The organism is Shigella sp. FC1544 (assembly GCF_001722145.1).
GTDB classification, from domain to species: domain Bacteria; phylum Pseudomonadota; class Gammaproteobacteria; order Enterobacterales; family Enterobacteriaceae; genus Escherichia; species Escherichia coli.
In genome coordinates this window covers 1-11874 of record NZ_MECT01000028.1, presented here as the reverse complement: position 1 = coordinate 11874, position 11874 = coordinate 1, and the positions used below count along the sequence as shown (strand labels likewise).

The following is an 11874-nucleotide window of genomic DNA, read 5'->3' as shown; positions in this document are numbered from 1 at the left end:
TTGAGAAGCGGTGTAAGTGAACTGCAGTTGCCATGTTTTACGGCAGTGAGAGCAGAGATAGCGCTGATGTCCGGCAGTGCTTTTGCCGTTACGCACCACCCCGTCAGTAGCTGAACAGGAGGGACAGCTGATAGAAACAGAAGCCACTGGAGCACCTCAAAAACACCATCATACACTAAATCAGTAAGTTGGCAGCATCACCTATTAATTCAATACATTAATTCAATCACCAAATTTATATATGACCAATGGCATACCCATGAATAAAGTGGTATGATAACTTCGTCCGCATTCCACTCCGGGAGACGCATATGGAAATCACTGAACCACGCCGTTTGTATCAACAACTTGCCGCTGACCTGAAAGAGCGCATTGAACAGGGCGTCTATCTGGTGGGTGATAAACTGCCTGCCGAACGCTTTATTGCCGATGAAAAGAACGTCAGCCGAACGGTAGTTCGTGAAGCCATAATCATGCTGGAAGTTGAAGGCTATGTGGAGGTGCGTAAAGGTTCAGGTATTCATGTGGTTTCCAACCAGCCGCGCCATCAGCAGGCGGCTGACAATAATATGGAATTCGCCAATTACGGTCCGTTTGAGTTGCTTCAGGCTCGCCAGCTCATCGAAAGTAATATTGCCGAGTTCGCGGCAACTCAGGTAACGAAACAAGACATCATGAAACTGATGGCCATTCAGGAACAGGCGCGCGGCCAACAATGCTTCCGTGATTCCGAGTGGGATTTACAGTTCCACATTCAGGTAGCCCTGGCGACGCAGAACTCCGCCCTGGCGGCCATCGTTGAAAAAATGTGGACCCAGCGTAGCCATAACCCGTACTGGAAAAAACTACACGAACACATTGATTCCCGTACCGTTGATAACTGGTGTGATGACCACGATCAAATTCTCAAGGCGTTAATTCGCAAAGATCCCCATGCTGCTAAGCTGGCAATGTGGCAGCATCTGGAAAACACCAAAATCATGTTATTTAACGAAACCAGCGACGATTTCGAGTTCAATGCCGACCGCTATCTATTCGCCGAAAACCCGGTAGTGCATCTCGATACGGCCACCAGTGGCAGTAAATGAAACTCCTGTCCGACAGGCGCTGCGACGCGCCTGTTCGCTTCGTCGGTAAGCGAAAAGTATAAAGTGTCAGCCTGTGTAAATCCTCTCGCCACCCTCCCCTGCATTCAGCAAAATCAGACTCCACGGACATGTAATTTTGATAACGAACAACGTTGACCTTTGTTACAATTAGATTCAATTTGAATTTATGTTTTTGAATGCTTTCTTATCTCACGATTTAACAGGGAATAGTTCAGGCTGTGTTGATGTATCAAACCCGCAGAACATACCAAAACAGTAATAACATTGCGGTAGTGCATCTTTTAAAACCAGCGTGGCGTTAACCGATTCACCAGGAATAATGAATGGAACTTTTGACCCAATTGCTGCAAGCCCTGTGGGCGCAGGATTTTGAAACCCTGGCCAATCCATCGATGATTGGCATGTTGTATTTTGTCTTGTTTGTAATTTTGTTCCTTGAAAACGGCTTGCTTCCAGCGGCCTTTTTACCGGGCGACAGTTTACTGGTATTGGTCGGCGTGTTGATTGCGAAAGGCGCGATGGGTTACCCGCAAACGATTCTGCTGCTGACCGTTGCCGCCAGCCTCGGCTGCTGGGTCAGCTATATTCAGGGGCGATGGCTGGGCAATACCCGCACCGTACAAAACTGGCTATCTCATTTACCCGCGCATTATCATCAACGCGCACACCATCTTTTTCATAAACACGGTTTATCGGCGCTGTTAATTGGTCGCTTTATTGCGTTTGTCAGAACATTGCTGCCGACGATTGCCGGGTTATCAGGGCTGAATAACGCGCGCTTTCAGTTTTTCAACTGGATGAGCGGTCTGCTGTGGGTATTGATCCTGACAACTCTGGGTTACATGCTCGGCAAAACGCCGGTATTTTTAAAGTACGAGGACCAGCTGATGTCATGCCTGATGCTGCTCCCGGTGGTGCTGCTGGTGTTTGGCCTGGCAGGTTCTCTGGTCGTGTTATGGAAAAAGAAATATGGAAATCGGGGGTAAGGGATGCAAATACCTCGCATGTCGCTTCGCCAGCTAGCCTGGTCCGGCACTGTTTTACTTCTGGTCGGCACGCTGTTGCTGGCCTGGTCCGCGGTTCGCCAGCAAGAGTCTACGCTGGCGATTCGTGCCGTTCATCAAGGCACAACGATGCCAGACGGTTTTTCGATCTGGCATCACCTTGACGCTCATGGCATTCCTTTCAAAAGTATCACCCCCAAAAACGACACTCTGTTAATTACATTTGACTCCAGCGACCAGAGCGCCGCCGCAAAAGCGGTCCTCGACAGAACATTGCCCCATGGCTACATCATTGCGCAGCAGGACAATAACAGTCAGGCTATGCAGTGGCTGACCCGGTTACGGGATAACTCTCATCGCTTCGGATAACTTCCTGTTATCCGAAACATATCACTCACTTTGGTGATTTCACCGTAACTGTCTATGATTAATGAGGCGGTGGTTAACACTACCGCTTCGTTGTCTGGACAATCGTTCCTTTGTAATAGGTCCGAATCACAATGGAAGGTTCAAGAATGAAAGACCGCATCGCTTTAGCTGTTTCTCTCTTTGCTCTTAGTGCCGGTAGTTATGCCACTACCCTGTGTCAGGAAAAGGAGCAAAATATCCTTAAGGAGATCAGCTATGCCGAAAAACACCAAAACCAGAATCGTATTGACGGTCTGAATAAAGCCCTGAGTGAAGTCCGGGCCAACTGTTCAGATAGCCAGCTGCGTGCCGATCATCACAAGAAAATCGCAAAGCAGAAAGATGAGGTGGCGGAACGCCAGCAAGATTTAGCCGAGGCGAAGCAAAAAGGCGATGCCGATAAGATTGCCAAACGCGAACGGAAACTGGCAGAAGCGCAGGAAGAGCTGAAAAAGCTGGAAGCGCGCGACTACTAACTCACAATAGTCACTACTTACTCACCTGGAGAAAACTATGTCGAAAGAACACACTACGGAACATCTGCGTGCTGAGTTGAAATCCCTTTCCGATACGCTGGAAGAGGTGCTTAGCTCATCTGGCGAGAAGTCGAAAGAAGAGTTGAGTAAGATTCGTAGCAAAGCGGAGCAGGCACTGAAACAGAGCCGTTATCGCCTGGGTGAAACCGGTGATGCCATCGCCAAACAAACCCGTGTCGCGGCGGCGCGTGCTGATGAGTATGTGCGTGAAAATCCGTGGACCGGCGTGGGAATTGGCGCTGCAATCGGTGTAGTGCTCGGCGTTCTGCTGTCGCGTCGTTAATTATGGCGGACACTCATCACGCGCAAGGGCCCGGTAAAAGCGTTCTGGGCATCGGGCAGCGAATTGTTTCCATCATGGTTGAAATGGTGGAAACACGTCTGCGGCTGGCGGTGGTGGAGCTGGAAGAGGAAAAAGCTAATCTCTTTCAACTTTTACTGATGCTGGGCCTGACGATGCTTTTCGCTGCATTTGGTCTTATGAGCCTGATGGTGCTAATTATTTGGGCGGTTGATCCGCAATATCGCCTGAATGCGATGATTGCCACCACCGTGGTGTTGCTGCTACTGGCACTGATTGGCGGTATCTGGACGTTACGTAAATCGCGTAAATCCACCTTGCTGCGCCATACACGCCATGAGCTGGCAAACGATCGGCAACTGCTCGAGGAGGAGTCCCGTGAGCAGTAAAGTCGAACGTGAACGACGTAAGGCGCAACTGCTTAGCCAGATCCAGCAACAACGGCTGGATCTTTCCGCCAGTCGTCGTGAATGGCTGGAGGCAACAGGCGCTTACGATCGTCGCTGGAATATGCTGCTAAGTCTGCGCTCCTGGGCGCTGGTTGGCAGTAGCGTGATGGCGATCTGGACGATTCGCCATCCTAATATGCTGGTCCGCTGGGCCAGACGCGGTTTTGGCGTATGGAGCGCCTGGCGTCTGGTTAAAACGACCCTCAAGCAGCAACAGCTTCGCGGTTAACTTCCCTCTGGCCGGAGCCATTCCGGCCTTATCCCTCAAATTTTTTGAAGATTTTTGACAGTTTTCCTTGCTAACAATCATCATTTACCACGTTTATGATTCTCTCCATCGACAGCAACGACGCTAATACCGCGCCCTTGCACAAAAAAACAATCAGCAGCCTGAGTGGCGCAGTGGAGAGTATGATGAAAAAATTAGAAGATGTTGGTGTACTGGTAGCGCGCATTTTAATGCCGATTCTGTTTATTACCGCAGGCTGGGGAAAAATCACCGCTTACTCTGGTACCCAACAATATATGGAAGCAATGGGTGTCCCGGGTTTTATGCTGCCGCTGGTGATTCTGCTTGAGTTCGGTGGTGGTCTGGCAATCCTGTTCGGTTTCCTGACTCGCACCACAGCCCTGTTTACTGCGGGCTTTACGCTGCTGACGGCATTTTTATTTCACAGCAAGTTTGCTGAAGGCGTCAACTCGCTGATGTTCATGAAAAACCTGACAATTTCTGGCGGATTCCTGCTGCTGGCAATTACCGGTCCGGGCGCGTATAGCATCGACCGCCTGCTGAATAAAAAGTGGTAAGCACGCGCTATACTTAACGATAAAAAACGAGGAGGAAGCTCCTCGTTTTTGCTATTGGAGGAGAGAAAAATGGGGCAACTGATTGACGGCGTCTGGCATGACACCTGGTACGATACCAAATCTACCGGCGGTAAATTTCAACGTTCAGCTTCCGCATTTCGTAACTGGCTCACTGCCGATGGCGCACCTGGCCCCACTGGCACAGGCGGTTTTATCGCAGAGAAAGATCGTTATCATCTCTATGTTTCACTCGCCTGCCCGTGGGCGCACCGCACGCTGATCATGCGCAAACTCAAAGGACTGGAACCGTTTATTTCCGTTTCCGTAGTGAACCCGCTGATGCTGGAAAACGGCTGGACCTTTGATGACAGTTTTCCGGGAGCAACCGGAGATACGCTCTATCAACATGAATTTCTGTATCAGCTTTATCTCCACGCCGATCCACACTACAGCGGACGAGTTACTGTTCCCGTGCTGTGGGACAAAAAGAACCACACCATTGTCAGCAACGAATCAGCAGAAATCATCCGCATGTTCAATACCGCGTTTGATGCGCTGGGCGCAAAAGCGGGTGATTACTACCCACCAGCCCTGCAAACGAAAATTGACGAACTTAACGGCTGGATTTATGACACCGTTAACAACGGCGTGTATAAAGCTGGTTTTGCCACCAGCCAGCAAGCCTACGACGAGGCGGTGGCGAAAGTGTTTGAATCGCTGGCGCGACTGGAGCAGATTTTAGGCCAGCATCGTTACCTGACCGGCAACCAGCTAACCGAAGCCGATATTCGCCTGTGGACTACGCTGGTGCGTTTTGATCCAGTGTATGTGACCCACTTCAAGTGTGATAAGCACCGCATCAGCGATTACCTGAATCTGTATGGCTTCCTGCGCGATATCTACCAGATGCCGGGGATCACCGAAACTGTCAATTTCGATCACATCCGTAATCATTACTTCCGCAGCCATAAGACCATCAACCCTACGGGGATTATTTCAATTGGTCCGTGGTAGGATCTCGATGAACCGCATGGACGAGATGTTCGCTTCGGTTAAAAAAAGGCACCTTACGAGGTGCCTCTGATAATTAGCTAAGTGCATGTTGTTCATGTCGGATGCGGCGTGAACGCCTTATCAAACCTACAAAACGTTTATATTCAATATGTTAAAATGACCGCGTAGGCCAGATAAGCGTAGCGCATCTGGCGATTTTGCGCTTGTCATCAGTCTTAGCGCACCTTCACGGCACTTTATTAATTCCTTGAACGAATATTTACTGCCATTTCATTCACGTCTATTCTTAATTTGCTGCTTTAAAAACAAGTGATTGAGCAAAATTGAGGCAAAAATGGACTGGTATCTGAAAGTACTAAAAAATTATGTCGGTTTCCGGGGTCGTGCGCGGCGCAAAGAGTACTGGATGTTTATTCTGGTCAACATCATCTTTACGTTCGTGCTGGGGCTGCTGGATAAAATGTTAGGCTGGCAACGCGCCGGTGGCGAAGGCATCCTGACGACAATCTACGGTATTCTGGTGTTTTTACCGTGGTGGGCGGTTCAGTTCCGCCGCCTGCACGACACCGACCGCTCGGCGTGGTGGGCACTGTTGTTCTTAATCCCGTTTATCGGCTGGCTTATTATCATCGTCTTTAACTGCCAGGCGGGTACGCCAGGCGAAAACCGCTTTGGACCAGATCCGAAACTGGAACCTTAAAACAAATCTGCTCGCCGGATGTCTGACTCATCCGGCTTTTATCATCATGTTGATGAATGAATAATTTACTAATGTTTATTTAAAATATTTCAATGTCGTTATATAAATTACCTATAAAAAACAACCATGTATTTATCTTAAATATCAAAACCTTTATAACATCCGAAAAAGAAAGATACGAATAGCATTTACACAATACCCGGAATAGACTTTCGTCACTTTTAATTAAAGGGATGTTTTTATGCAGTGGTATTTAGCCGTATTAAAAAATTATGTTGGTTTCTCTGGTCGCGCACGTCGTAAAGAGTACTGGATGTTTACTCTGATTAACGCCATCGTCGGCGCTATTATCAATGTCATTCAATTGATTTTAGGTTTAGAGTTTCCATTCCTTTCTCTCATTTACCTGGCAGCAACAATCATTCCGGTCATTGCTCTGTGTGTTCGTCGTCTGCACGATACTGACCGTTCAGGTGCGTGGGCGCTTCTCTATCTGGTACCGATCATTGGCTGGTTAGTTCTGTTTGTATTTGCCTGTTTAGAAGGCAATTCTGGCAGCAATCGTTACGGAAACGATCCTAAGTTTGGTTCAAATTAATCTTAGAATTGGGGCGATATTTCGCCCCTTTTTATTAACAATAATAAATATTATTTTCCGCTAAAAAGTTTGGGAATTTCCCGCAGACACCAGGATTTCGCTTCCCCCATACTGTCACTACGCCAGGCCATAATAATATCGATCTCGCTGGTCGATTCCGGGCTGACGACACGCAACCGCCCTTCCGCAATATCTTTTTCGACCATCGGATACGGCATCGTCGCCACGCCAAGCCCCGCCAGTAATGCCTGACGTTTATCTTCAATCGTGCTCACCGTTAAGCGCGGCTGTTTGTCCAGCAGCTGTACGGTCAACACCGGGCGCTCACGAGCGGTATCCGCTACCGCAATTCCACGATATTTCACGCGCGTCACTTCAGATAACGGTTCCGGCTCCTGATGAATCGGGTGATCAGGCGCGGCAACGTAGACGTTCATTAAGGTATAGAGCTTGCGCGAGTTGATCTCCGACGAGGAACGAAAATGCATATCCGGCGCGATAACGATATCCGCCCGCCCCTGCTCCAGTCGTTCCCACGCCCCCGCCAGCACTTCGGTGATGATTGCCAGTTGGGTATTGGCTTTTGCCGCCAGTTTGTCGATTAACGGGAAAAAGGCAGGTGTCGGTACCAGCGCCTCGGTCACAATGGTGAGATGCGTTTCCCAACCGCGCGCGAGGGCTTCCGCATCGGTAGTCAGTTTATCTGCTGCTTCCAGCAAAACGCGCCCTCGCTCCAGCAACATCCTCCCGACATTGGTGAATTTGGTGCGATGGCCCGAGCGGTCAAACAGCACCACATCCAGCTCTTCTTCCAGTTTTTGCATGGTGTAGCTAAGTGCGGAAGGCACGCGTCCCAGCTCATCCGCCGCCGCCGCAAAACTGCCCCGGCGATCGATCGCATCCATAACCCGTAGTGCTTCCAGCGTTAATGCCCTTTCTTTGGCCATTTCGTTCTCATTCAGGAAATTTGAACATACCGGGCAGAATATCTGGCTAACAATGTAGCGTCCAGCCCCTTACCATAAAAGGAAGTAAAGAGAGGTCAAGAATTATGATTACTACCCGAACTGCCAGGCAGTGTGGACAAGCAGACTACGGATGGTTGCAGGCCCGGTATACTTTTTCCTTTGGACACTACTTCGACCCGAAATTGTTAGGCTATGCCTCCCTGCGTGTGCTTAACCAGGAAGTGCTGGCCCCAGGTGCCGCCTTTCAGCCGCGAACCTATCCCAAAGTCGATATTTTAAATGTGATTCTGGATGGAGAAGCAGAGTATCGCGACAGCGAAGGCAATCATGTTCAGGCCAGCGCCGGTGAGGCGTTGCTGCTCTCTACCCAGCCGGGTGTCAGCTACAGCGAACACAATCTCAGCAAAGACAAACCGTTAACACGAATGCAGCTTTGGCTGGACGCCTGCCCGCAGCGAGAGAATCCGCTGATTCAAAAACTGGCGCTTAATATGGGCAAGCAGCAATTAATCGCCTCGCCAGAGGGTACGATGGGAAGCCTGCAATTACGCCAGCAAGTGTGGCTGCACCATATCGTGCTCGACAAAGGCGAAAGTGCGAATTTCCAGTTGCATGGACCACGCGCGTATTTGCAATCGATTCACGGGAAATTTCATGCGCTTACGCATCATGAAGAGAAAGCGGCGCTGACCTGCGGTGATGGGGCGTTTATTCGTGACGAGGCTAACATTACGCTGGTTGCCGATTCCCCACTGCGCGCTTTGCTGATAGATTTGCCTGTCTAGTTGTTTTTACAGGGAGATGATGATGAGTAAAAAATCGGCCAAAAAGCGCCAGCCAGTGAAGCCCGTGGTGGCGAAAGAACCTGCTCGCACCGCCAAAAATTTTGGCTATGAAGAGATGTTGAGCGAGCTGGAAGCCATCGTCGCGGATGCTGAAACGCGTTTAGCCGAGGATGAAGCTACCGCGTAAAGACAGGTTGCCGGATGCGGCGAAAACGCCTTATCCGGCCTACAAAATCCAACAACATTAACGAATTAAACAACCCGTAGGCCGGATAAGGTGCGCCAGCATCGCATCCGGCACAATACTCAAAACCTGGCGTTTATCTGGCCTTGCTCGCCATAATCTCGATAATCTGCCGATCCGTTTGCTGCATCGAATGGCTTGCTAACGCACACAGGTTGGCAATCGACTGCTCAACATCATGCGCCACGATCCCTTCATTGCCGGTCACGGCGGTATCATCCAGCGCCATTAACACCGCTTTCCACGCAGCCGAAGCACTGGTCGAAACCTTCATCGCGCAGCTGTTCGACGCACCATCGCAAATCATGCCGCTGACATCGCCGATCATACTGCTGATCGCCATCGAGATAGTTTCATAACGCCCATCCACCAGCCATGCCATCCCGGCGGCGGCCCCCATTGCTGCGGTCGTTGCGGCACAAAGTGCAGACAAACGCGGTAACTGGTTATGGATGTAAATTGCGCTCAAATGAGAAAGCATCAGCGCACGCGCCAGTCGTTCATCATCCGCTCCGAAGTGTTCTGCTACAACCACCACAGGCATTGTTGCGGTGATCCCCTGGTTACCCGAGCCGGAGTTACTCATAGCCGGAAGCGTAGCGCCGCCCATACGCGCATCGGATGCCGCGCTGGTACGAATCACAATGGATGAAGAGAGATCTTTCGCCAGCAAACCGCGCTCGCACTGTTTTTCCAGCGTCGCGCCAATATGCAGCCCCCACTTACCGCTCAAACCTTCCTGCGATAACGCACAATTTAGCTTCGCGGAATCGAGAATAAAGCGGATCGCCGCAAACGGGACTTCATTGACGAACTTCAGGATCTCAGCCAGCGTCGTTCTGGAAAGCACCGTCAGCGGAGACTCTTGCTCGCCCTCTGCCACACACGCCTGCTGGGTAAACACCACACTATTGTGCGTCTCAATATGCACAATGTTGGTATGCCCGCCGACGATGGTGACACACGCCCACTTCTCACCGTTCCAGACTTTGGCGCGTGAGAAGAGGATTTCATTGCAAGGTTCCTGGATCTTAACGGAGACTTTCCCCGCCGCCAGCAGTGCTTTGGCATCGGCAATTGCCTGCGCAGTTGCGTCTTTCAGCACTTCCAGCCCGGCGTTGGCATTTCCACCTAACGCCCCCAGCGCCGCCGCAATCGGCAGCCCCACCATTCCCGTGCCGGGAACGGTGACGCCCAGACCGTTCTTCATCAGATTTGGCGAAACCCAGGCTTCTACACGTTCAACCGGACCTTCCAGTTCTGCCGCAGCAACCGCCGCCACCAGCGCCAGTGAAATCGGTTCAGTACATCCCAGCGCCGGTTTTACTTCCTCCTGAACGGCGAGGATGTAACGCTGCCATAACGGATTTAAAGTCGAATCAAACATATTAAAAAACCTTAAAATTTCAGGTAAATCAAGAAAATGCCAGGAACGGAGAAACACAAAGCAACAAACCAGTGACGATAATCAGGTACAGAGACATCCCTTTGTATTTGTGCAATGCCGGTACTTTGTAAACCAGCCACGCCGGGATCAGGCACCCTACCATGCCGAAAATCGGGCTACAGATAGAGGTGAAGCTCAACACCGGTGCGTTCAGTACGATGGCGCTCCAGGCCAGCAAAATGGCGAAAATCATGATGCCGCGCTGAACAAGATTTTCGTTAATCTTCTCGGCAGGCATCTTGCGACGCAGGATGTTCATTACGATCCCTTGCGTTGCTTCGCGAAAGCCTAAATAGACGCCAAAGAATGCAGTCATGACAGCAAAGATATTGAGAATGACGCTGACCACTTTCACCCACGCTGCGCCGTCACCGCTAATAAACTGTGCGGCAATCGCCAGCGCGGAAATATTCTGCTCGTAGGCTTTTACCGCTTCGTCATGTCCCATCGCCAGCGTGAACGACACGGCGTAGAAAAAGACGGTGACAAATAAAATGCCAAACGCGATATTCATTGCCCGCAATGCTTTATGCCGCGCCACTTCAATTGATTTTTCCCGCGAGCGATAAGAGATCACCATCGGGCTTAACGTCTGGATAAACAGAATCGACGTCAGGGTAAACGGCAGCGTAATAATGGCGTTTTTCACCAGCAGCCCCAGCGGCGGTAGCGAACCGACGTTATACAGATGCCACATTCCCACCATCGACACGCCCAGCGCAGCGACTACCAGCAGCTTGGTCAGCACCATGCCGGTCGAAATTTTGAATAACAATTTCTCGCCGCGTGAAGAGATCGCCACCAGAATGCAAATCAGTACCAGACCATAAAAGGGACTGTCTGACAGCAACCCTTCCGTCACACCGAAGGTATGCAGATAGGAAGCACTATCGTTGGTGATGGCGGTGGAATAGACGAACATCCAAATCACCAGCATTACGAAATAGAGCGCACCTAACAGGATGCCCCAGTTTTTACCTAAATAACCGCTAATGACACTCGGGTAATCTTTACATTCTGGTGATTCTGCCAGCGTATTAATAAACAACCGCTGAAACAGATACATTGCCGGGTAACCAATCACCGATGAGAGCAAAAATACCCACAATCCCATCAAACCGACCTGCACCGGGAGAAAAACACAATCGCCATCCCGATACTCATAATCACCCAGCCGGTGTCAGTACTGTCGAATTTGATCGCTTCTCGCCACTCGCTCTCACTCATTCCAGCACGACCCGCCGGGGTCGAAGCGTCTGCAATGACGCCTTTATTCGATGCAATTTCCATAATTTCTGGTAATGACTCCAACTTATTGATAGTGTTTTATGTTCAGATAATGCCCGATGACTTTGTCATGCAGCTCCACCGATTTTGAGAACGACAGCGACTTCCGTCCCAGCCGTGCCAGGTGCTGCCTCAGATTCAGGTTATGCCGCTCAATTCGCTGCGTATATCGCTTGCTGATTACGTGCAGCTTTCCCTTCAGGCGGGATTCATACAG

Annotated in this window: 18 protein-coding genes and 1 pseudogene; 14 read left to right on the top strand and 5 right to left on the bottom strand. The window is 50.3% G+C overall.

Annotated elements, in window-relative coordinates; translation table 11 throughout:
- Nucleotides 1–147, bottom strand: a 147-nt coding sequence (locus tag BGK49_RS25075; RefSeq protein WP_001393286.1) for an IS1 family transposase, incomplete at its 3' end; no start/stop codon positions are given.
- Between the two features lie 164 nt (nt 148–311).
- Here BGK49_RS25075 and exuR point away from each other — a divergent pair.
- The 12 genes from exuR to BGK49_RS02380 all read left to right on the top strand — a co-directional run bounded on the left by exuR (nt 312) and on the right by BGK49_RS02380 (nt 6926).
- Nucleotides 312–1088: a transcriptional regulator ExuR gene (exuR, locus tag BGK49_RS02430; RefSeq protein ID WP_000406492.1), complete on the top strand. Its 777-nt coding sequence runs from the start codon at nt 312–314 to the stop codon at nt 1086–1088.
- Nucleotides 1089–1327: 239 nt separating this feature from the next.
- Nucleotides 1328–1411 (top strand): protein YqiM, encoded by an 84-nt coding sequence (yqiM, locus tag BGK49_RS30825; RefSeq protein WP_211180508.1) that lies wholly within the window; start codon nt 1328–1330, stop codon nt 1409–1411.
- 21 nt (nt 1412–1432) lie between these two features.
- Nucleotides 1433–2095 (top strand): DedA family general envelope maintenance protein YqjA, encoded by a 663-nt coding sequence (gene yqjA / locus BGK49_RS02425; RefSeq protein ID WP_000422149.1) that lies wholly within the window; start codon nt 1433–1435, stop codon nt 2093–2095.
- Nucleotides 2096–2098: 3 nt separating this feature from the next.
- Complete coding sequence (gene mzrA, locus BGK49_RS02420) at nt 2099–2482, top strand: EnvZ/OmpR regulon moderator MzrA (protein ID WP_001166768.1); 384 nt, start codon at nt 2099–2101, stop codon at nt 2480–2482.
- A 146-nt stretch (nt 2483–2628) separates the two neighbouring features.
- Nucleotides 2629–2997: a DUF1090 family protein YqjC gene (gene yqjC / locus BGK49_RS02415; protein WP_005029420.1), complete on the top strand. Its 369-nt coding sequence runs from the start codon at nt 2629–2631 to the stop codon at nt 2995–2997.
- A 37-nt stretch (nt 2998–3034) separates the two neighbouring features.
- Nucleotides 3035–3340, top strand: a complete 306-nt coding sequence (locus BGK49_RS02410; RefSeq protein WP_000031415.1) for a DUF883 family protein — start codon at nt 3035–3037, stop codon at nt 3338–3340.
- 2 nt (nt 3341–3342) lie between these two features.
- The gene (locus BGK49_RS02405) at nt 3343–3747 is read left to right on the top strand and encodes a phage holin family protein (protein ID WP_000785722.1); all 405 of its coding nucleotides are present in this window, start codon (nt 3343–3345) and stop codon (nt 3745–3747) included.
- Nucleotides 3737–4036: a YqjK-like family protein gene (locus tag BGK49_RS02400; RefSeq protein WP_000096086.1), complete on the top strand. Its 300-nt coding sequence runs from the start codon at nt 3737–3739 to the stop codon at nt 4034–4036. The genes BGK49_RS02405 and BGK49_RS02400 overlap by 11 nt, the downstream gene beginning before the upstream one ends.
- Nucleotides 4037–4221: 185 nt before the next feature.
- Nucleotides 4222–4614, top strand: coding sequence for a DoxX family protein (locus BGK49_RS02395; RefSeq protein WP_000732231.1), 393 nt, complete (start codon nt 4222–4224; stop codon nt 4612–4614).
- Between the two features lie 69 nt (nt 4615–4683).
- On the top strand, nt 4684–5628 hold the full coding sequence (gene yqjG / locus BGK49_RS02390) for a glutathionyl-hydroquinone reductase YqjG (RefSeq protein ID WP_000531203.1): 945 nt from the start codon (nt 4684–4686) through the stop codon (nt 5626–5628).
- Between the two features lie 334 nt (nt 5629–5962).
- Nucleotides 5963–6328, top strand: a complete 366-nt coding sequence (locus BGK49_RS02385; RefSeq protein ID WP_000384145.1) for a DUF805 domain-containing protein — start codon at nt 5963–5965, stop codon at nt 6326–6328.
- 241 nt (nt 6329–6569) lie between these two features.
- Nucleotides 6570–6926, top strand: coding sequence for a DUF805 domain-containing protein (locus BGK49_RS02380; protein WP_001198780.1), 357 nt, complete (start codon nt 6570–6572; stop codon nt 6924–6926).
- A 50-nt stretch (nt 6927–6976) separates the two neighbouring features.
- Here BGK49_RS02380 and yhaJ read toward each other — a convergent pair whose 3' ends face one another.
- A complete protein-coding gene (gene yhaJ, locus BGK49_RS02375) occupies nt 6977–7873 on the bottom strand; it encodes a DNA-binding transcriptional regulator YhaJ (RefSeq protein ID WP_001041012.1) in 897 nt (298 codons plus the stop codon).
- A 104-nt stretch (nt 7874–7977) separates the two neighbouring features.
- Between yhaJ and BGK49_RS02370 the strand changes: the two genes are divergently transcribed.
- Nucleotides 7978–8679 (top strand): pirin family protein, encoded by a 702-nt coding sequence (locus tag BGK49_RS02370; RefSeq protein WP_000633577.1) that lies wholly within the window; start codon nt 7978–7980, stop codon nt 8677–8679.
- Between the two features lie 22 nt (nt 8680–8701).
- Nucleotides 8702–8866: a protein YhaL gene (gene yhaL / locus BGK49_RS02365; RefSeq protein ID WP_001295544.1), complete on the top strand. Its 165-nt coding sequence runs from the start codon at nt 8702–8704 to the stop codon at nt 8864–8866.
- Nucleotides 8867–8999: 133 nt separating this feature from the next.
- Here yhaL and cyuA read toward each other — a convergent pair whose 3' ends face one another.
- The 3 genes and pseudogenes from cyuA to BGK49_RS02350 form a co-directional block, all read right to left on the bottom strand.
- Nucleotides 9000–10310 (bottom strand): cysteine desulfidase, encoded by a 1311-nt coding sequence (gene cyuA, locus BGK49_RS02360; RefSeq protein ID WP_000460541.1) that lies wholly within the window; start codon nt 10308–10310, stop codon nt 9000–9002.
- Between the two features lie 28 nt (nt 10311–10338).
- Nucleotides 10339–11660, bottom strand: a pseudogene (locus BGK49_RS02355) (SLC5/6 family protein).
- Nucleotides 11661–11682: 22 nt separating this feature from the next.
- The coding region (locus BGK49_RS02350) for an IS1 family transposase (protein ID WP_000718190.1) at nt 11683–11874 on the bottom strand (192 nt) is incomplete at its 5' end.